This is a genomic window from Rhodococcus spongiicola (assembly GCF_004011835.1).
Classification (GTDB): domain Bacteria; phylum Actinomycetota; class Actinomycetes; order Mycobacteriales; family Mycobacteriaceae; genus Prescottella; species Prescottella spongiicola.
The window spans coordinates 215,892-236,573 of sequence record NZ_RKLN01000005.1 but is presented as its reverse complement, the minus strand read 5'-3'; the positions used below and the strand labels follow the sequence as shown (position 1 = coordinate 236,573).

The 20,682-nt window shown below is 66.4% G+C and carries 17 protein-coding genes; 6 read left to right on the top strand and 11 right to left on the bottom strand.

The features are described from left to right. Positions 1–12: 12 nt before the first annotated feature. From EF834_RS14560 to EF834_RS14545, 4 genes are all read right to left on the bottom strand, one after another. On the bottom strand, positions 13–2,211 hold the full coding sequence (locus EF834_RS14560) for an AAA family ATPase (protein ID WP_127947941.1): 2,199 nt from the start codon (positions 2,209–2,211) through the stop codon (positions 13–15). Positions 2,212–2,252: 41 nt separating this feature from the next. Beyond that, positions 2,253–3,095 carry a CDP-alcohol phosphatidyltransferase family protein gene (locus tag EF834_RS14555; RefSeq protein ID WP_206615289.1) on the bottom strand — a complete coding sequence of 281 codons (843 nt, stop codon included), beginning with the start codon at positions 3,093–3,095 and terminating at the stop codon, positions 2,253–2,255. Beyond that, positions 3,092–3,805 carry a phosphatidylserine decarboxylase gene (locus EF834_RS14550; protein WP_127947940.1) on the bottom strand — a complete coding sequence of 238 codons (714 nt, stop codon included), beginning with the start codon at positions 3,803–3,805 and terminating at the stop codon, positions 3,092–3,094. Before EF834_RS14550 ends, EF834_RS14555 begins: the two co-directional genes overlap by 4 nt. A 137-nt stretch (positions 3,806–3,942) precedes the next feature. Further along, positions 3,943–4,419 carry an SRPBCC family protein gene (locus EF834_RS14545; RefSeq protein WP_127947939.1) on the bottom strand — a complete coding sequence of 159 codons (477 nt, stop codon included), beginning with the start codon at positions 4,417–4,419 and terminating at the stop codon, positions 3,943–3,945. A 155-nt stretch (positions 4,420–4,574) separates the two neighbouring features. On the opposite strand from EF834_RS14545, the gene EF834_RS14540 reads away from it, so the two are divergent. The 3 genes from EF834_RS14540 (at position 4,575) to groL (ending at position 7,857) form a co-directional block, all read left to right on the top strand. Then, positions 4,575–5,354 (top strand): HAD-IIA family hydrolase, encoded by a 780-nt coding sequence (locus tag EF834_RS14540; RefSeq protein ID WP_164874138.1) that lies wholly within the window; start codon positions 4,575–4,577, stop codon positions 5,352–5,354. A gap of 108 nt (positions 5,355–5,462) precedes the next feature. Further along, a complete protein-coding gene (locus EF834_RS14535) occupies positions 5,463–5,987 on the top strand; it encodes a DUF6764 family protein (protein WP_127947937.1) in 525 nt (174 codons plus the stop codon). 244 nt (positions 5,988–6,231) lie between these two features. Beyond that, on the top strand, positions 6,232–7,857 hold the full coding sequence (gene groL / locus EF834_RS14530; RefSeq protein ID WP_127947936.1) for a chaperonin GroEL: 1,626 nt from the start codon (positions 6,232–6,234) through the stop codon (positions 7,855–7,857). Between the two features lie 165 nt (positions 7,858–8,022). Here groL and EF834_RS14525 read toward each other — a convergent pair whose 3' ends face one another. Both EF834_RS14525 and EF834_RS14520 read right to left on the bottom strand, forming a co-directional pair. After that, entirely contained in the window at positions 8,023–8,226 is a 204-nt protein-coding gene (locus EF834_RS14525) for a PspC domain-containing protein (RefSeq protein ID WP_127947935.1), read from the bottom strand. 78 nt (positions 8,227–8,304) lie between these two features. Continuing rightward, a complete protein-coding gene (locus tag EF834_RS14520) occupies positions 8,305–9,255 on the bottom strand; it encodes a TIGR03621 family F420-dependent LLM class oxidoreductase (protein WP_127947934.1) in 951 nt (316 codons plus the stop codon). Positions 9,256–9,338: 83 nt separating this feature from the next. Between EF834_RS14520 and EF834_RS14515 the strand changes: the two genes are divergently transcribed. Then, positions 9,339–10,172: an alpha/beta hydrolase family protein gene (locus tag EF834_RS14515; protein ID WP_127948131.1), complete on the top strand. Its 834-nt coding sequence runs from the start codon at positions 9,339–9,341 to the stop codon at positions 10,170–10,172. A 322-nt stretch (positions 10,173–10,494) separates the two neighbouring features. Here EF834_RS14515 and EF834_RS14510 read toward each other — a convergent pair whose 3' ends face one another. The 3 genes from EF834_RS14510 to EF834_RS14500 form a co-directional block, all read right to left on the bottom strand. After that, entirely contained in the window at positions 10,495–11,562 is a 1,068-nt protein-coding gene (locus tag EF834_RS14510) for an alpha/beta hydrolase (protein WP_127947933.1), read from the bottom strand. A 65-nt stretch (positions 11,563–11,627) separates the two neighbouring features. Beyond that, the gene (locus tag EF834_RS14505; RefSeq protein ID WP_127947932.1) at positions 11,628–13,673 is read right to left on the bottom strand and encodes a prolyl oligopeptidase family serine peptidase; all 2,046 of its coding nucleotides are present in this window, start codon (positions 13,671–13,673) and stop codon (positions 11,628–11,630) included. Positions 13,674–13,880: 207 nt separating this feature from the next. Continuing rightward, positions 13,881–14,465: a hypothetical protein gene (locus tag EF834_RS14500; RefSeq protein WP_127947931.1), complete on the bottom strand. Its 585-nt coding sequence runs from the start codon at positions 14,463–14,465 to the stop codon at positions 13,881–13,883. Between EF834_RS14500 and EF834_RS18215 the strand changes: the two genes are divergently transcribed. Then, entirely contained in the window at positions 14,464–14,622 is a 159-nt protein-coding gene (locus EF834_RS18215; RefSeq protein ID WP_164874137.1) for a hypothetical protein, read from the top strand. The genes EF834_RS14500 and EF834_RS18215 overlap by 2 nt on opposite strands. Positions 14,623–14,776: 154 nt before the next feature. Beyond that, positions 14,777–16,180 carry a dihydrolipoyl dehydrogenase gene (gene lpdA / locus EF834_RS14495; protein WP_127947930.1) on the top strand — a complete coding sequence of 468 codons (1,404 nt, stop codon included), beginning with the start codon at positions 14,777–14,779 and terminating at the stop codon, positions 16,178–16,180. Between the two features lie 145 nt (positions 16,181–16,325). Here the strand turns inward: lpdA and EF834_RS14490 are convergent, their stop codons facing one another. Both EF834_RS14490 and uca read right to left on the bottom strand, forming a co-directional pair. Continuing rightward, complete coding sequence (locus EF834_RS14490; RefSeq protein ID WP_127947929.1) at positions 16,326–16,895, bottom strand: carboxymuconolactone decarboxylase family protein; 570 nt, start codon at positions 16,893–16,895, stop codon at positions 16,326–16,328. A 176-nt stretch (positions 16,896–17,071) separates the two neighbouring features. Further along, entirely contained in the window at positions 17,072–20,671 is a 3,600-nt protein-coding gene (gene uca / locus EF834_RS14485; RefSeq protein ID WP_127947928.1) for an urea carboxylase, read from the bottom strand. Positions 20,672–20,682 lie beyond the last annotated feature (11 nt).

Sequence of the window (20,682 nt, the reverse complement as noted above, 5' to 3'; positions counted from 1 at the left end):
GCTACCTGCCGCTCACCGGCTTTCGGCATAGGCCTTCAGGTGTGCCACCTGCTCCGGGTCCAGTGATGCTCGCACCTTCTCGCGCGCCGCGGCGACGTCGTCCGCAGTGACATCGGCGGCGTCGACGCTGCGTCGCATCGCTGCGAGCGCCGCCTCTCGTAGCAGTGCCGCGCAGTCCGCGGCCGAGTAGCCCTCGAGGTCCTGCGCAAGGGCTTCGATGTCCACGTCGGCGGCGAGCGGCACCGACCTGCCCGACGTCCGCAGGATCTCCGTGCGCGCATCCGCGTTCGGCGGTGGCACGAACACGAGGCGCTCGAGGCGTCCGGGTCGCAACAGGGCGGGGTCGACCAGGTCAGGTCGGTTGGTGGCGCCGAGCACGACGACATCGCGAAGGGGTTCGACCCCGTCGAGTTCGGTGAGCAGTGCGGCGACGACCCGGTCGGAGACGCCTGAGTCGGAACTCTGTCCCCGGCGCGGGGCGAGCGCGTCGATCTCGTCGAGGAAGATGAGCGACGGCGCCGAGTCTCGGGCCCGTTGGAAAAGTTCGCGCACCGCCTTCTCCGACGCGCCTACCCATTTGTCCATCAGCTCGGCGCCCTTGACGGCATGGACGCTCAGCTGTCCAGAACTGGCCAGGGCGCGAACGAGATAGGTCTTGCCGCAGCCGGGGGGGCCGTACAGCAGGACACCGCGCGGCGGATCGACGCCCAGGCGTGCGAAGGAGTCCGGGTGCTGCAGGGGCCACAGAACTGCTTCGGTGAGCGCCTGCTTGGTCTCGACCATGTCGCCGACGTCGTCCAGGGTGACTGTGCCGATCGCGAGTTCCTCCGTGCCCGAACGTGACAGCGGGCGGATCACCTCCAGGGCTCCGAGTAGGTCCTGCTGTGTCAGGTTCGGCTCCTGCTTGGTGTCGTTGGCGCGCGACGCGGCCCTCAGCGCGGCTTCGCGGCACAGGGCCGCGAGGTCGGCGACTACGAATCCAGGCGTGCGTGAGGAAATCTCGGTGAGGTCGAGATCGCTGGTGGGTACCTTGCGGAGGAGCAGCTCGAGCAGTTGTCGGCGGCCGGTGCTGTCCGGCAGCGGCAGCGAGAGCTCTCGGTCGCACAGATCCTGTGAGCGCAATCGGTCGTCCAGCGACTCGGGGTGCGCGGTGGTTGCGACGAGCGCCACCGACGCGGTGTCCACCGCACGGCGCAGTTGGTCGAGGACGAGCGTCGAGACGGGTTCACGCGCCGCGGGCAGCAGTGCGTCGATGTCGGTGACGAGCAGCACCCCGCCGGAGCGCACCGCGTCGACGGCCGCGGTCACGCGCTCGAGCCGCGACTGTGCTTCGGACGCGCCGACACCCGGGCCGTCGAGTTCGACGACTCGACGATTCGCCAGGACCGACCGCGCCAGCATCGACTTGCCGACCCCCGCAGGTCCGGTGACGAGAACACCGAGATGCGGTGAAGCACCGAGTTTCTGCAGCAGTTCGGGTTCGTCGAGGGCGAGGGTGAGCCACTCGGATAGCTTTGCGGCCTGGAAGTGGGCACCGACGAGGTCCTCGACCGGGACGACGTCGGTCGTTCGAGGCTCGGTCCCCACCTGCGCGAGCTCCGACGATGCTGAAGCCGCGGCCGCCGACGGTGCCGGACGGGAGCCGGTCACCTCCGATCCCCAGCTCACTGCTGAGTTCGGTTGCACACTCACCGGACCGCTCGACGGGTCGACGCCGGTGACGGTCAGCAACTCCGATGTCCAAGTGACACCGAAGGTCCGAGACAGCGCCTGGGTTGCCGGCGCGGTACTGGTGCCCGGCCCGAGGTCGCGGGGCAGCAACGACACCGCATCACCCACTGTGAGCACCTTGCCGAGCAGTGCTTGCCGCAGCGTCGTGTCCGAGATGGCCTGCCGCGCCATTGCCGAGCCGCTCACGGTGACCGCGCGTGCGCCGTACACGGTGACGGGTGCGACGACGACCGCAGAGTCCTCGCGCAACCCGGAGTTGGAGAGAGTGACGTCGTCGAGCAGCGCTGTGCCGGTAGGGGTGCCGGCGGGTGCGAGTCCGGCGACCGCGGCTGTTCGGCGGGCGCCGATCAGCGCGATCGCGTCCCATTCCCTCAGACCGAGCGCGGCGAGCACCTCGGGGTGCAGGCGCACGACACCACGGCGGGCGTCCGCGGCAGAGGTGTTGAGCCGGACGGTGAGCGTCAGTTCGGGCGAGGTCACACTCGCCAGCCTAGTGCGGCACCGGATTCGGTCCGGCGACCCTACCTCGGCCGGCGCAGGCCCAGCCGCGTCGCCGAGGATCTGTGGCTGCCATTGGGGGAGCGGCGTATCGCGCGCCGCTCGGAAGGCTTGATGTCCCAGGTCTCGGGGCGTGCGGCGACCCAGCGCTGCGAGCGGACCGCGAACGGGATGTGTGCGAGGTAGACGAACACGAGCACCAGCAGCAGTACGTACGGGTAGGTGACCAACGCTGCGGCGGCGAGGGCGACCAGGGCGAGCAGCCCGGCGGCCATTCGCGGCGGAACCGACACGGTCTTCATCGCGAGTGTGGGGATGCGGCTGACGATCAGCGTCGCGGACAGCAGGGTCCACACCATGACCACGCCCGTCGACGACCACCAGCCCTCGCCCCACTGGCTGTAGGCGGCGATCGGGGCCAGCGCGACGAGTCCCCCAGCAGGGGCGGGCACGCCCACGAAGAAGTCCTTCGCGTAGCCGGGCACGCTGTCGTCGTCGAGCAGGGTGTTGAATCGCGCGAGCCGGAGCACGATGCTCACCGCATACAGCAGCGCGACGATCCAGCCGTAGCTGCTGCTGTCGAGAAGGGTCACGTACAGCACGAGGGCGGGTGCGACACCGAACGAGATGGCATCGGAGAGGGAATCGAGTTCGGCACCCATCTTGCTGGTCGCGTCGAGCATGCGCGCGAGCCGGCCGTCGAGCGAGTCGAGGACGGCGGCGGCACCGACCATCGCCAGGGCAGTGCCGAGTTCGCCGTCGAGCGCGAACTTGACGGCAGACAGCCCGCCGCACAGCGCGAGGACCGTGATGATGCTGGGCAGCAATCGGACTGCGTGCTGCCGACTGGGGCGGGGTGGTCTCACGGCAGCTGTGCGAGGACCGTCTCGGCACCCACAGTGCGTTGGCCCCGCTCGACGAGCAGTGCAGTGCCGACGGGGAAGTACGTGTCGACGCGCGAGCCGAAGCGGATGAGGCCGTACGTGTCGCCGATGGCGACGGCGTCACCCTCCTGCGCGTCACACACGATCCGGCGGGCGATCAGTCCGGCGATCTGCACGGCGGCGACATAGCGGCCGTCGGCGGTCTCGATGAGCATGCTGTTGCGCTCGTTGACCTCGCTGGCGTCCGCGAGGTCGGCGGACAGGAATTGTCCGGGTTGGTGGACGACCTTCTTCACGACACCGGCGACGGGGACACGTTGGACGTGGACGTCGAGCACGGACAGGAAGATGCTGACCCGCGGCAGCGGCTGGTCGCCCAGCCCGAGCTCGGCAGGCGGTACGGCGGTGTCGACGAGCGCGACCTCGCCGTCGGCGGGAGCAACGACGACGCCGGGGCGCTTCGGAGGCACGCGGGGGGGATGGCGGAAGAATGCCGCACACGCGGCCGCTGAGGCGAGTCCCGCGCGACGTACCCACTTGCGGTTACGTCCGAGTGCCGCGACCGCGAGCGGGGCCAGCACGAAGGGCAGGCCCGCGGGGTGAAGCGGGGGGACAGCACCCTTGACGAGGCCGATCACGTGGCCGACGCCGGTGGGCTGGGGGCTGCCAGGGGGTGTCGGTCGACGTGCCACGGGCTCCTCTTACCGGTCGGGTTGAGCGGCGATTCTCGCCGTTCCAGCTAACACAGGTTACGTCACTACCGAGTACGGCCGGGTCGCCGTGGCAGCGGGATCCTGCGCCAACTAGATCCTGTGCCGGCGGGACCCCGCTAACGAGATCCAAGGGCCCCGGCGCTCGCGGTTTCGGCCTCGTCCTTGATCCGGGCGAGCGTGGCGTTCATGCCCACGATCAACTCGGCCTCGAACGTCTCGGCACCGCCGAATACGGCCTTGACGAGCGTCTGTGACAGTTTGCTCGTGCCGTTCGGGGTTTCGCGGCGTTGGACAACCCGGGTACCGGTGGAGGTCGGTTCGAGGGTGAAGGACCAGATGGTGAAGTTCTCCTTGATGCGAAACGCGATGCCCTCGTTCGGCTCGAAGCGGATGACCTCGGACCTGGTCGCCCAGACCAGCAGGCCCCTGCGGTTGATGTTGAAGGTCTTGGTGCCTTCACGAACCTCACCGGAAACGAGCATCTTGCGGCACTGAGGGCTCCATTCGCCCATGCGCTTGAGATCGGAGATGAAATTCCACACCTCCTCCGGGGAGGCGGCGATCTCGATGCTGGCTTCGAGGGTGTCGGTCACTGTTCTGCTCTCCGGATTCGATTGGGTGGTACGGGGTGTCACGCGTACCCGGTGATCGTAGGGGTCGACTCTTCTCTCGTGTGCGGGAGGTCACTTTTCCGACAGGTTCGTGTGGGCAGCGACACGGACCCGTCTTGCTCGTTACCCTCAGATTCATGACCCGGGTCGAAGGTGTCCTGTTTGACATCGATGGGGTGCTGGTCACCTCGTGGCAACCGGTGCCGGGTGCGGTGGAAGCGCTCGACGAGATCCGAGGGCGTGGGGGAGTGCGGGCGTTTCTGACCAACACGACCTCCCGGACGTGCGACGAGATCGCATCGGTGCTGGCTTCCTTCGGCTTCGACGTCCGGTCCGAGGAAATCGTGACGGCGGCCCGGCTCACCACCGAGTACCTGCGGTCGACTTATCCGGGGGCCCGGGTGATGCTGCTCAATGACGGCGACATCAGCGCCGACATGCCGGACATCGAGTTGGACGACCTGGATCCAGAGGTCATCGTCATCGGCGGCGCGGGCCCGGAGTTCACGCACGCCGCGCTCAGTCGGGTGCTCGACCTGATGGTGGCGGGGGTGCCCGCGGTAGCGATGCACCGTGCGCTGATGTGGTCGGAGTCCGACGGCTTGCAGCTGGACACCGGGGCGTACCTGCCGGGGATCGAGGAGGCGTCGGGGTCGCGGATCGTATCGGTGGGCAAGCCGTCACTCACCGGATTCTTGACGGCGGCCGAATTGATGGGGGTCGATCCGGCGGCGACGGTGATGGTCGGCGACGACTTCCGCAACGATGTCCTGCCGGCGCAGCGCGTGGGTATGACCGGGGTGTTGGTGCGGACCGGCAAGTTCCGGCAGCCGATTCTCGATCTGGCGGTGGACCGTCCGGACCATCTCGTCGATTCGGTGGCCGATCTACCGCAGTTGCTGACCGAAATCGGGTAACGCGCCGAGTCTGTTCGGCATGCTATCGAAATCCTGGGTTCACGCGGGTCGAGCCTGTAATGTCGCGGGCACTCCCGTCCTGTTCGTCCCGTTTGTCAAGGAGTCCGAATGTCGACCCTTTCCCGTGCGCGCGCAATCTCGATCCTCGGCCGGATGATGACACGGACGGCGGTGGTCGCGACCGCGGGAATCGGTGTGGCAGCGGGTGTTTCGCTGGCCGGAGCGGGCATTGCGTCTGCGGCGCCGGTGATGTGCCTCTCGCCGACCGCGCCCAACGACATCCAGGTCTCGGAGTTCGCGAGCTGCGGTGCTGAGGCCATCGAGCGGGGTGTCGCTCGCTCGGCGGCGATGGACAGCGGCACCGCCGTGTCGGTCGCGGAGGGCATCGGGTCGTCGAACAGTCTGGCGACGGGCTACGGTACGGCGCTGAGCGCGGCACGGGGCAACGGCCAGTCTCTGGCCCTCGCGATCGGCGGAGGCATCGCACACTCGTGGGCTGATGACGGCATAGCGACCTTCGCGGTGGCCGGCTGGGGCTCCGGAGCGACCGCTGAGCTGGGCGGCGTCGACTGCGTCGGTCCGCTCTCGTTCGCATGGAATCTGAAGACGGGTCAGACCTGCATGGGCGGGTAGCGAAACGGGGTCATGTCCACCGAGGGCAGAGACCTCCTCGCAACGTTGCACTCGCCCCCCTAGAGTGCTAAAAATGCACTTGGCACTCGCGACTAGTGAGTGCCAGGTCGGGACGGTGAGACCGGGAACCCAGACACCCCCGGTCGTCCGTCGCGGGCACCGAGCCTGGCCGGAAGCGTAAATGGGGCGATCCGACGAGTGATCGCCTCCGTGTGTCACCCCCAATCCGGAGGATCACTTCGCAATGGCCAAGATCATCGCGTTCGACGAAGAGGCACGTCGCGGCCTCGAGCGTGGCCTGAACAGCCTCGCAGACGCCGTCAAGGTGACGCTGGGACCCAAGGGTCGCAACGTCGTACTGGAGAAGAAGTGGGGCGCCCCCACGATCACCAACGACGGTGTTTCCATCGCCAAGGAGATCGAGCTCGAGGACCCCTACGAGAAGATCGGCGCCGAGCTGGTCAAGGAGGTCGCCAAGAAGACCGACGACGTCGCTGGTGACGGCACCACGACGGCGACGGTTCTGGCCCAGGCGCTCGTCCGTGAGGGGCTGCGTAACGTCGCTGCCGGCGCCAACCCGCTGGGTCTCAAGCGCGGCATCGAGAAGGCCGTCGAGGCCGTCACCGCCAAGCTGCTCGACACCGCCAAGGAGGTCGAGACCAAGGAGCAGATCGCAGCGACCGCCGGCATCTCGGCCGGCGACCCGTCCATCGGTGAGCTCATCGCCGAGGCCATGGACAAGGTCGGCAAGGAAGGCGTCATCACCGTCGAGGAGTCCAACTCCTTCGGCCTGCAGCTCGAACTCACCGAGGGTATGCGCTTCGACAAGGGCTACATCTCGCTGTACTTCGCCACCGACGCCGAGCGTCAGGAGGCAGTGCTTGAGGATCCGTACATCCTGCTGGTCAGCTCCAAGATCTCCACGGTCAAGGACCTGCTGCCGCTGCTCGAGAAGGTCATCCAGGCCGGCAAGCCACTGCTGATCGTCGCCGAGGACGTCGAGGGCGAGGCCCTGTCGACCCTGGTCGTCAACAAGATCCGCGGCACCTTCAAGTCCGTCGCCGTCAAGGCCCCGGGCTTCGGTGACCGCCGCAAGGCGCAGCTCGCCGACATCGCCATCCTCACCGGCGGCGAGGTCATCAGCGAGGAGGTCGGCCTGTCCCTCGAGACCGCCGGCATCGAGCTGCTGGGCCGCGCTCGCAAGGTCGTCGTCACCAAGGACGAGACCACCATCGTCGAGGGCGCCGGCGACGCCGATGCCATCGCCGGGCGCGTCAACCAGATCCGCGCCGAGATCGAGGCGTCGGATTCGGACTACGACCGTGAGAAGCTGCAGGAGCGTCTGGCTAAGCTGGCCGGTGGCGTCGCGGTCATCAAGGCCGGCGCTGCGACCGAGGTCGAGCTCAAGGAGCGCAAGCACCGCATCGAGGACGCCGTCCGCAACGCGAAGGCTGCCGTCGAGGAGGGCATCGTCTCCGGTGGTGGCGTGGCCCTGTTGCAGTCCTCGCCTGTGCTGGACGAGCTGAAGCTCGAGGGCGACGAGGCCACTGGTGCCAACATCGTCAAGGTTGCCCTCGAGGCTCCGCTCAAGCAGATCGCATTGAACGCCGGCCTCGAGCCCGGCGTCGTCGCGGAGAAGGTCCGCCACCTGCCCGCCGGCAGCGGCCTGAACGCTGCGACCGGGGAGTACGAGGACCTGCTCGCCGCGGGTATCAACGACCCGGTCAAGGTCACCCGCTCGGCGCTGCAGAACGCTGCCTCCATCGCGGCCCTGTTCCTGACCACCGAGGCTGTCGTCGCCGACAAGCCGGAGAAGGCGGCTGCTCCGATGGCCGACCCGACCGGCGGCATGGGCGGCATGGACTTCTGATCCCCCTCGGGAGTTCGACCTGATCTAGTTCGGCCTGATCTGAGGTAGACAGCCCCAGATAGACAGGCTCAGATAGACAGGGAAGCCCGGGACAAGTTCGCGGTGTCCTGGGCTTCCCGCTTTTCAGCGTCAGGCCGGTCTTTCGTGTCAGGCCGGTCTTTCGTGTCAGGCCTCAGGCACGAGCATCCATGCCGCGAGATAGATCAGTGCGACGGTGCCGAAGGACGCGAACGCGGCGGCGAGCGTTGCGACACGGACGATATTGACGTCGATGTCGAAGTACTCGGCGACGGCGCCGCATACTCCCGCGAGCATGCGGCGGTCGCGGGAGCGGACGAACGGTCGGGGAAGTTCGGTGTCGTACGGCATGGTAATGAGTCTGGTTGAGGGCGCCCACCGAAACCATCAGGGTTTCCCCGGATCTGTACCCGATCCTCCCGTTCGGAGTCACCTCTGGAGGGCTCGGACCCTGCTGATGACAGACGCGAACGCGGCGGCGTTCGGTTCGTGCACCGTGTAGTGGGTGAATCCGTAGCGCTCACGGTTCGCGAGGATCTGCCGGGCCATCTCATCGACGGTGCCGAGCAGGGCGAACGGGGTGTCGAGGAGGTCCTGGGGGGACATGACCCCGCCGAAACCTGCCGCCAGTTCGGTAGCGGCCGCGGAGCGGTCATCGGTCTCGATCACCGCCTGCACGAGGGCTTGCCACTCCAGTTGCGCCGCACGCCTGCCAGCCTGTTCGCGGGTGAACAAGATCCGCTCGTCGGCTTCGGCGGCGGTTGCCAGTCGCATGGTGCCCGGGGGCTGTCCCGGCAATTGAACGGTACCGGCGACCCCGACGATGTCGGCGACTCGGCCGGCCAGTTGCAGGACCCGTTCGCCGGTGCCACCGATCAGAAGCGGCGGTCCGGTGCCGGCGAATCCGACGCGCTGCACGGGCCGCAGCACCGGTATGCCGTAGTTCTCGTGCAGCGCCGCCTGCTGCGGGTAGCCATCGGCGGCGAACTGGTTCCGGAGTGCGTCGACGGTCTCGGTGAGGCGTCTCACGCGGGTCCCGAATGGTTCCCAGGTAGTACCGGCCTCGTCGAACTCCCACTTCATGTGGCCAACGCCGAGGCCGATCTCGAGCCGGCCGCCGGTGAGAATGTCGACGGTCGCGATCTCCCGTGCGAGCAGGGCCGGATTCCAGAACCCGATGTTGAGCACGAGTGTCCCCACCCGCAATCGGTCGGTGACGGCCGCGGCCGCGACGAGGAGTGGAAACGGCGACGCGGTGCCCAGATGGTCGGCGGCGAACACCGCGTCGTATCCGCCCTGCTCGGCACGGCGGCACGCCTGCGCGAACGCGTCCGATGTTGTGAGGCCGAAGATGTTCTGCGAAAACCTGAACTCGGTCATGCCGTCAGAATGCCTCGGTCGGTGCAGCCGGCGTGGAGATAGCCGAGCCGCGGCGACTGTCTGGGCATAGGCTCGGAACTGTGGTGGAGACCGTGCCGATCCAGATGCCCGACGGGACGACAACGCCGGTTCGGCTGTTTCCCGGACCGGAGGGTGCGCCGGTAGTCGTCACCGTGCCGGGACTCGGAATTCCCGCCGGCTTTTACGACAGGTTCGCGAAGTCGATTGTGGAGCACGGCTTCTGCGCTGCCACATGTGAGTTGCGAGGGCAGGGGGACAGTCGTCCGCGTCCGAGTGCGTCGAGCACGTTCGGCTACCAGGAGTTGGTGTCGGTCGATCTGCCTGCGATGTTCGAGGTTGTGCGGGAGCGTTTCGACGAGAGCACTCCCTACCTGCTCGGACACAGCATAGGCGGGCAACTGGGCGTGATGTATGCGGCGCGGATCCGGGGACGGCTCGGCGGCTTGATCCTCGTGGCATCCGGTTCGCCTTACTACCGCGGGTTCCCCGGAACTCGGTCATCGGGCATGCTGCTGGGCTCGACGGCGATCTCGGTCACGGCGAACGCTGCCGGATTCTGGCCGGGGGATCGTCTGGACGTCGGCGGCTTCGGCCGACAGTCCCGCGTGATGATCTCCGACTGGTCTCGGTTCGCCCGCAGTGGGCGGATCGAGCCGGCGGGAGCCGACATCGACTACGAAGAGCGAATCGCAAGGCTGAAGCTCCCGGTGCTGTCGATCTCGATCGAGGGCGACGATATGGCGCCGCGAAGTTCCTCGACGAACCTGTTGAGCAAGCTGTCCGGTTCGGACGTGACGACCTGGCACCAACCGGAGCAACTGGGGCACAGCGGTTGGATTCGGACGCCGGACAGCACGGTCGAGCGGATCGTCACGTGGATCCACGACCGGCAGTGAGAGCCCACCTCGGAGCCGATCCCACGTCTTGGTCTAATCGGGACTTAACTGTTCCCTAACAGTTACCTTAGCTTTAAGATCTACGCGTCGCCATCGCGTCGAAGCGCGACACCACACCGCAACTACAGGAGTTTCCATGAGCACCGACATCATCTCGCTTCTCGAAACCGCTACCGATTTCATGAACGCACTGACCGACCTCAACAACAGCAGCGCGGAGGCCACGGGTTCCCTCGGCTCCTAATTGCCGAACCGGAGGGTCGCAAAGGGCGGTGATGATGATCATCATCACCGCCCTTTGCGATCTTCGAGTTCGGTAGGCTCAGATACTCGGCTCGATCTCGAGGGATGCCGCTAGGGTCGGCCACGACTTGGGCAGCTCGTCACGCCAGTACGCCCAGGTGTGGACGCCCACAGGGTTATAGACGAATGTCGCCGGGATGTCGAGCGCACGCAGCCGATCGTCGAACTGGCGGGTGCAGTACTGAGTGACGGCCTCGATCGGCCCGCCCTGGGTAACCAGCACGACCAGATCGGGGTTGTCGAGCGTCTCGTTCGGACCAGGCAACCCACTGGCCGTGGAGACGTACAACGTTGTGCCGCGCAGCTTCTCGGCCCCGATCAGCACGTCGTGCTCGGCCCACTTCGGGTCCGTGAACGGGCCCCACATGTTCTCGACGTCACCGCCGTAGCTCGCGACGACCATGCCGATCTGCGTCCGTCCGAGGTCGCTGGTGGTCTCGTAGCAACCGCTGTAGGCGGCCACACCGCGATACAGTCCGGGCGAGCGCATCGCCAGCATCATCGCGGACTGTGCGCCCATCGAGAGCCCGGCGATCGACTGAATACCGTTGCCTGCGAACCGATCGTCGATCAGCGGGGGAAGTTCCCTGGTGAGGAATGTTTCCCACGCGTAGGTACCCAGGCTGTCGTCGGGCTGTTCCCAGTCGGTGAAGTAGCTGGCCCTACCACCAGTGGTCAAGACGACGTTGACAGGCTTGTCCTCGAAGAACTCCACCGCGTTGCCCTGCTCGGTCCAGTTGTTCGTTCCCGGCTCGGCAGAGCGGCCGTCGAGCATGTACACCGTGGGCCGGGGCACGGAGGTGTCGCGCGGCAGGAGAACCTGCACCTGCTGCTCCGACTGCATCGCCGCTGAGTACACGAACACCCGCAGCCACCGATCGGTGATGTTCTCGACCCCGGTGATGTAGGCGCTGTCGGAGCTCGGGGAAGCTGGATCCGCTTGCACCGCAGTGTCTCGAGCCGAGTTCGGACCTTCGGCCATGGCGATCGGTGCGAGGCCCAGCACTGCGCCAACGGCGGTGGCGGTGACAAGCGCTCCGGCACGCAGTCGGCGCAGTGGTGGGCAGGTGGTCGCATCGGGTGTCATGTAGAGGCTCGCTTCCGGTTGTCTGATTCGGGCGAATCGTAGCCCAGCAGGGCGAGCTTCGGACGTCATCGGGACAACTGCTCCCACAGAAATGTGTAGGCGAGGGCCGACTTGAAAGCCGCCTGCGCATTGTCGGCCGCGCCGCCGTGGCCACCCTCGATGTTCTCGTAGTAGTAGACGATGTGGCCTTCGTCCTCGAGGCGGGCCGTCATCTTGCGGGCGTGCCCGGGGTGGACGCGGTCGTCACGGGTGGAGGTGGCGATGAGGATCGGGGGGTACGACGCCGCCGCGCGCGTGTTCTGGTACGGCGAGTACTCGGAGATGAACGCCCAGTCATCCGGATCTTCGGGGTTACCGTATTCGGCCATCCACGACGCCCCGGCAAGCAGCAGGTGGTAGCGCTTCATGTCGAGTAGCGGCACCTGGCAGACGATGGCGCCGAACATTTCGGGGTACTTGGTGAGCATGATGCCCATCAGCAGTCCGCCATTGCTGCCGCCGAGTGCGCCGAGTTGTTCGGGGGTGGTGATGCCGCGAGTGACGAGATCGCCGGCCACGGCAGCGAAGTCCTCGTGGACCTTGTGCCGTCCGTCGCGCAGGGCCTGGGTATGCCACTGGGGGCCGTACTCACCTCCACCACGGATGTTTGCGACCACGTACGTACCGCCACGTTGCAGCCACGCAATGCCATTGATCCCGCTGTAAGCGGGGGTCATCGACTTCTCGAATCCGCCGTAGCCATACAGCAGTGTCGGTCCGGCCGGGGCGTCCTCGCGGCGGACCACGAAGTAGGGGACGCGGGTGCCGTCCGCGGACTCGGCGAAGTACTGGGCGGCAGCGAGGGCGGTGGTGTCGAAGAACGCCGGCGCCGAATCGAGGGCCTCGAGCGGTCCCCCCGCAGTTCCCGAGAACAGGGTGGCGGGGGTGAGGTAGCCGCTGGAGTTGAGGAAGAAGTCGTCGCTCTCGCGGGGGTCTGTGTCGATGATCTCGGACGAGGTCAGGTCCGGTAGTCCCTCGAGTGGGGTTGTATCCCAACCGTTCTCGTCGGGCGTAAGGACGTGGACGTGGGACTGGACGTCCGAGAGGGTGACCATCAGCAGATGATTGCGCGTCCACGCGTACTGCTCGAGCGATGTGCGCGCATCCGGGCGGAACAGTGTGGTGAGTGTGCGCGATCCGGCGAGGTAGTCGTCGTACTTCGCGGCCAGCAACGTACCTGCCGGGTAGGTGGTGTCGCCGACGGTCCAGGGCGAGCGGGGGCGAATCAGCAGCCACTCCCGGTGGACGGAGATCCGGGCGTCTTCGGGGGTGTCGATCCGGACGAGGGTGTCGTCGCCCAGGAGTTGGAAGCGGTGCGAGCTGTGGAAGTCGATGGAGCGTTCGACGAAACTGCGCTCGAATCCTGGGGTGCTGTCGTGCCATGCGGAGACTGCGACGTCGGTCTGCTCGCCCTCGAATACGGTGACCGCCTCGGCCAGCAGCCTACCGCGGTGCCAGCGCTTCACAAGGCGTGGGTAACCGGAGTCGGTGAGCGTTCCCTCGCCGAAATCCGTTCCAATGTAGACGCTTTCGCTGTCGATCCACCCTATGTCGGTCTTGCCTTCCGCGACGTGGAAGCGATCTTCCGTGTCGCCGAAGGTGCGAGTGGTGAGATCGAATTCGCGCACGACGACGGCGTCCGCACCGCCGCGGGACAGGCTGACGAGCGCGAGGTTCTGGTCGGGCCGCAGCACCTGCGCACCGGACCACACCCAGTTCTCCCCCTCGCGTTCGGCTAGTTCGTCGACGTCGACGAGAATCTCCCATTTCGTTGTGTCGCTGCGATATTCGTCCATCGTGGTGCGGCGCCACAGGCCGCGGACATGCTCGGCGTCGCGCCAGAAGTTGTAGACGTAAGTCCCACGTCGACGCGCATAGGCGATACGGGCGTCGGTGTCGAGAATCGACCGGATGTTGGATTCGAGGCGCTCGAACGCGGTGTTGCCGGGGAACTCCGCGATCGTCTTGTCGTTGTGCTCGCGTACCCAGGTCAGAGCGTTGTCGCCGGTGACGTCTTCGAGCCACAGGTTCGTGTCGGCGGCCGGCGTGGAGATGGAGGGTGAGTGCGTCATGGGTCCATTGTGGGGCGGTACTGACGGTAGCGATGGTGACGACTGTGGTGGGTGGCGACGGTGCTTCAGGACTGACGTGCGCCACCCGCGCTACGGGCGGGGTCAACCGGTTGCGGTCTCAGGGTGAGGACGAGGGTGAATCTTTAGAGATCTTGAAGATCCGCAAAGGGGATGTAACGAATTTGCAGACAAAGCGATCCAGATGGGTTATCTTTTCATCACGGTCGAATAAACCCGATCGTCTTCCTGGTCTGAGCACCGAGTGGTGAAGCACCGCAAGGCGTACAAACCGGACGGGATGTCAAGGGAGTACAAACTCCGGGGGCTGCACCACTCCCCGATCGTACGGACTCCCAGCCCGGGCTGAAGCAAGATCATCACAAACATCACGAATCTCTCGCGAAAGGCAGAGGAATGAACCTCGATGACATCATCTCGTTGATCACCGTCGTGATCGGCAACGTCGTGGGCTTCGGTTCCACCAACAACCTCAGCTAGTCCGCCGCATCTGTCACACAACCACCACGAAAGTAAGGGAATCAAATGAACCTGGATGACATCCTCGCCGCCATCGTCGCCGTGATCGGCAACGTCGTGGGCTTCGGTTCCACCAACAACCTCAGCTAGTCCGCCGCATCTGTCACACAACCACCACGAAAGTAAGGGAATCAAATGAACCTGGATGACATCCTCGCCGCCATCGTCGCCGTGATCGGCAACGTCGTGGGCCTCGGTTCCACCAACAACCTCAGCTGAGCGCCTGGACACAAGCGGTAGAAAGGCGATTGCCATGAATCTGGACGAAATCGACCTCGGCTCGCTGTCTGGGGCTGCAGCGGGGTCCGTGGGGGGTCTTATCGAGATCCTCTTCGGCCTTGGCCTCGGCGCTGGCAGCGTCTTCGGTGGTAGCACGATCGGAGACCTCGGGAGCACCATCTCGTTCAGCTGAGCATTCGCACCTACGACCCCAGTCGCCAAGGCGGCTGGGGTCGTAAGTCTTTTCGTGGCATCCGAGTTGCTGTGTCGCCGTGTCGGATCGACCCTACTTTCGAGTAGCGACCATCTTGGGACACCGAAATGTGACCCGACTAGGCTAGGGCCTCGTGACCTCACACTATGACGTCGTTGTCCTCGGAGCCGGCCCCGGTGGATACGTCGCAGCTATCCGCGCGGCACAACTGGGGCTCAAGACCGCCATCATCGAAGAGAAGTACTGGGGCGGTGTCTGCCTGAACGTGGGCTGCATCCCTTCGAAGGCACTTCTCCGCAACGCCGAACTCGCGCATATCTTCCACAAGGAGGCCAAGGCGTTCGGTATGTCGGGGGACGTGTCCTTCGACTTCGGAGCAGCGTTCGACCGTAGTCGAAAGGTTGCGGACGGCCGCGTCAAGGGCGTGCACTTCCTGATGAAGAAGAACAAGATCACCGAGTACGACGGTCGGGGCACGTTCGTCGACGCCAAGTCGATCTCGGTGGCGCTCACCTCGGGTGGGACCGACACGGTGACGTTCGACAATGTCATCATCGCGACGGGTTCGGTGACCAAGCTGCTGCCGGGGACCTCGCTGAGTCGGAACGTCGTCACCTATGAAGAGCAGATCCTCACCCGCGACCTGCCGGGTTCGATCGTGATCGTCGGGGCGGGCGCCATCGGAATGGAGTTCGGCTACGTCCTCGCCAACTACGGTGTCGACGTGACGATCGTCGAGTTCCTCGATCGCGCCCTCCCGAACGAGGACGCGGACGTTTCGAAAGAGATCACCAAGCAGTACAAGAAGCTCGGCGTCAAGATCAAGACGGGTGCGGCGGTCGAGTCGATCGTCGACAACGGCTCCGACGTCATCGTGTCGATCAAGGACAACAAGTCCGGCGAGGTCGAGACGGTCACCGTCGACAAGGTCCTGCAGTCCGTCGGATTCGCGCCACGCGTCGAGGGCTACGGTCTCGAAAAAACCGGCGTCCAGCTCACCGACGGCCGTGCCATCGCGATCGACGAGCGCATGCGCACCAACGTCGCCGGCATCTATGCCATCGGTGACGTCACCGCCAAGCTGCAGCTCGCACACGTTGCCGAGGCGCAGGGTGTCGTCGCCGCCGAGACCATCGGTGGCGCCGAGACGATGGAGCTGGGCGACTACCGGATGATGCCGCGCGCCACCTTCTGCCAGCCGCAGGTCGCGAGCTTCGGCCTCACCGAAGCGGAGGCCAAGGCCGAAGGCTACGACGTCAAGGTCGCCACATTCCCCTTCACCGCGAACGGCAAGGCGCACGGCCTGAACGACCCGAACGGCTTCGTGAAGCTGATCGCCGACAACAAGTACGGCGAGCTACTCGGAGGCCACCTCATCGGCCCCGACGTCTCGGAGTTGCTGCCGGAGCTGACTTTGGCGCAGAAGTGGGACCTCACCGTCAACGAGCTCGCCCGCAACGTCCACACACACCCGACGCTGAGCGAGGCGCTGCAGGAAGCCATCCACGGTCTCGCCGGCCACATGATCAACTTCTGACGGATCGCCGCCGGAGGCACTTCGTCGGCAAGAAGCCCGCACCCGATGGTGCGGGCTTCTTTCCTTTCCGCAGGCAGTGCGGCGATCAGAGTGGGTTCCCCCAGCTGCCGGGAGAAGCAGCTGTCGGGAGAGGTAGCCGTCGGGATCAGAAGTCGGGCTGGATCCGCAGCGTCCCGATCGTGGTGGCCAGGCCGTCGTATTGCGTGACCAGGAGGCAGAACTCGACCAGGCGCCGATCGTCGAGATGCTCGGCCAGTGCCGACCATGTCGCCTCGTCGATGTCGTCGGTGAGGACCAACTGATCGGTGGCTGCCAGCATTGCCCGGTACCGGGGGCTCCAGCCGGGGTGGCCGGGGCCTTCCAGCACACGGTCGAGGATCCGCTGCGTCACCCCGGCGCGGCGGCCGAGACGGATGTGATGCTCCATCTCGTACCGACATTCGCGCAGGTGAGCGACGCGCAGGACGACGAGTTCGATCTCGAACCGGTTCAGCTTGGTGCCCGGAAGGAGCATCAGCACGCCGGAATAGTGCAGCCAGCCACGGAACAGCCCACCTGTTCGGCCGAGCGTGCTGAACAGCTTGGCATCCCGGGTACGTGAACCCAGCGACAGGACTCGCCAGCTGGCCCAGTTGAGCGGACCGAGTTCCCTGAACCGCCCTGGTGCGATGCGTGGCACCGTCCTGTCGCCGGTCTTCTCGTCGTTTGTCGTCACTCGTCCTCCCCTGGTCGGCCGCCACGGTCGCAGTGATTCGTCGGGCCTCTACGTGAGCAGGGCCTCTACGCGAGCATACGGAGCGGAACCACGTCGCCCGGTCGTATCCGTGTGCCCAGTTGGATCCGTGTCGGGCCGCGGTGCCGGCTGCCAGAGAAGGTTGTCGGAGCGACGCCTCAGCCGATGACGGCCAGCGGAGTCCCTGGCGCGACCTTTGCGCCCGGTTCCGCGAGGACCTGCAGCACCGTGCCCGACTCGGGACACGGCACCGGCATCTCGAGCTTCATCGCCTCGAGGATCACCGCGGGCTGGCCGGCCGAGACCTGCTGTCCGGGTTCGAGTTCCACCCGCCACACGTTCCCGACCATGGGCGCCTCGACGACGATCGCTCCCGCCGGGACGTCCACCGTCGCCTGGGTGGGCTCGATCGCGGCCTCACTCTCGCTGCGATCGAACTCTCCCGCCGCGTGCCACGCTTGCTTCTCGGCCTCGAACGCGGCGGCCTGACGCTCTTCGAACGCCGCGATCGAGTCGGTGTTCTCGGCCAGGAACCGCAGGTGGTCTTCGAGTGCGAACGTCCCCTCGCTGATGTCGGCGTGGAACCGACCGGCGCGGGACTCGGCCCGCGCCTCCTCGAGTTGCTCAGGGGTCACCGGCTCCCACACGATCCGGTCGAAGAATCGGAACAGCCACGGTTTGCCCGGCTCGAACGGCGGCCGCTGCCGATATCCGGACCAGATCGGTACCGTGCGCCCGACGAGCTGGTAGCCCCCGGGTGACTCCATGCCGTACACGCACAGGTACTTTCCGCCGATGCCCACCGCGTCGGACGGGGTCCAGGTGCGTGCCGGGTTGTACTTCGTCGTGACCAGCCGGTGTCGCGGATCCAGTGGAACCGCCAGTGGCGCACCCAGATACACGTCGCCCAGTCCCAGGACAAGGTACTCGGCGTCGAAGACGGTGTCGCGGACGTCGTCGATGCTGTCGAGTCCGTTGATGCGGCGGATGAACTCGAGGTTCGACGGCAGCCACGGCGCACTGTCGCGCACGCCGCTGCGGTAGCGGTCGAGGGCTTCGCCGATGGACGGGTCGTCGAACGACATAGGAAGTCGCACAGTTCGGCTGGGGACGACCAGGTCGTGCGTTGCGGGCAGATCCTGTTCGAGTTCCTGCAGGAGCCCGAGCAGCCGTCGTTGCGGCAGTACGTCGGGATCGAAGTGCAGGTGCAGCGAGCGCACACCGGGCGTGCGATCCACCAGTCCGGGGATGCTCAGTGCCGTGAGGGCTTCCGACAGCGCGTGAACTCGCATGCGGAGACCCAGATCGAGTGCCATCGGCCCGTACTCGACGAGGATGTTGTCGTCGCCGCCACGCAGGTATGTCACCGATGGACGGTCGTCACCAGCTTCCGAACGCCCGAGTACGCCACCGTCGCCGTGCGAGAGCCTCACCGCTGGAACGTCCTTCGCGCGGTCGACGTCGCTACGGCGGAGCGTCTCGGCGGCATCGTCCGGCACGGGGACGAACCGAACCGCGTCTCCGGGACGGATCTGCCCCATCTTCCAGCGGTGCCCACTCACCACTGTGAGCGGACAGGCGAACCCGCCCAGGCTCGGTCCGTCCGGACCCAGCAGGATCGGGGTGTCGCCGGAGACGTTCAGGGCGCCCACGCTGTACGGGTTGTCGTGAAGGTTGGACGGGTGCAGCCCGGCTTCGCCGCCGTCGGGACGGGACCACGTCGGTTTCGGGCCGTCGAGGCGGATCCCGGTGCGGTTGGCGTGACTGGCCGTGATCCACGTGGTCTCGTAGAACTGCGTCATGTCCGCGTCGGTGAAGTATGACGGTGCCGGCTGCGGGCCCTCCGTGACCGCGAGGTGCCACGTGTGCGTGATCTCCGGACGCAGTTCGACGGGCACCTTCGCCGGATCGGTGAGTGCATGGGTTTCCGGTAACGTTCCGAGGACGTCGCCGGTTGCGACAGCCTTACCGGTGACACCGCCGAAGCCACCGAGAGTGAACGTCGAAGCGCTGCCATGGAACAGCGGCACGTCGAGGCCACCGCGAACCGCGAGATACGTGCGCAGACCCGCGTCCGTGGGTGACCCGATATCCAGGACCGACCTGGCCCCGACGTCGATCGGTTCCCACATCGGGACCGGGGCACCGTCGACCGTGACCGGGACGTCGGCGCCCGTTACGCAGACGATGGTGGATTCGGAGAACACGAGGCGCGGACCCTGCAGCGTGCATTCGAGTCCGGGCGTCTCGACGGAATTACCGACCGCGGTGTTCGCCAGGCGCAGCGACAGGTCGTCCATCGGCCCCGACGGTGGAATACCGACCTCCCACAGACCGATCCGGCCCGGCAGGTCCTGCACCGTCGTCATCGTCCCCGCCCGCAGCACGTCGATCCGCCGCCCGGTTGCCGGGACGTCGACGAGCGACGACGTCGTGAACTCGGACACGGGTTGCGCGCACAGGTGACGTAACTGAGGAAGATTGGTCTGGACACCGTAGAGGCGTGTCTCGTCCAACGCCGATCCCAGGTTCGCGAGCGCCTCCTGACGGGTGGCGCCACGGGTGACGATCTTCGCGAGCATCGGGTCGTAGTGGGCGCTCACCTCGGTGCCGGCCTCCACCCACGTTTCGATACGTGCGTCCGGCGGGAACTCGGCGGCGGTCAGGGTGCCGGCGCTGGGTCGGTAGTCGTGTCCGGGATCTTCGGCATACACGCGCGCCTCGACGGCATGGCCGGTCATCGTAGGACCGGAAGCGGGCATCCCGTCGAGCATCGACGTGTCGCCGGCGGCCAGACGCAGCATCCACGCCACGAGGTCGACGCCGGTGACCTCCTCCGTGACCGGGTGTTCCACCTGCAGCCGGGTGTTCATCTCGAGGAACGACGCCTCTCCGCGATCGACGTCGTAGACGAACTCGACGGTGCCGGCCGACCGGTATTGCACCGACGACGCAAGATCCCTGGATGCGCCGAGGATTTGATCGACGACGGAGTCGGGCAGACCGTAGGCGGGTGCCTCCTCGACCACCTTCTGGTTGCGGCGCTGCAGCGAGCAGTCGCGGGTCCCCAGGCTGATCACGCGCCCGGTACCGTCGCCGAACACCTGCACCTCGACGTGGCGGGCGCGGGCGACGAACCGTTCGAGGAACACGCCCGACGAGGAGAAGTTCGCCGCGGCCAACCGCTGCACCGTCTCGTAGGCGGCACGTAGGGCTTCCGGCGTGAAGCAGGCCTGCATCCCGATCCCGCCGCCGCCACCGACCGCCTTGAGCATGACCGGGTAGCCGATGCGTTCGGCCTCGTCCACGGCCTCCTCGACCGACTCGAGCAGTCCGGTGCCGGGTACCAGGGGGACGCCCACCGCGCGCGCCGCCTCGCGGGCGGTGTGCTTGTTGCCGAACACCCGCAGCTGCTCCGCCGTCGGACCGACGAACGCGATACCGGCCCGTTCGGCCTCTGTGGCGAATTCGGTGTTCTCGGAGAGGAATCCGTAGCCCGGGTGGATCGCCGCCGCGCTGGTGGAGAGCGCAGCCTCGATCACCAGGTCGCTGCGCAGATACGACTCCGCGGCCGGGGCGGGGCCGAGGCGGACCGCGGTGTCGGCCATCTCGACATGCATGGCCGAGGCGTCGGCGTCGGAGTACACCGCGACCGTCTTCAGTCCGAGTGCGCGGGCCGACCGCATGATGCGGCACGCGATCTCGCCGCGATTGGCGACGAGGAGGGTGTCGAAACCAGTGTCGAGTGCAGGGGACACGAGGGGCTCCT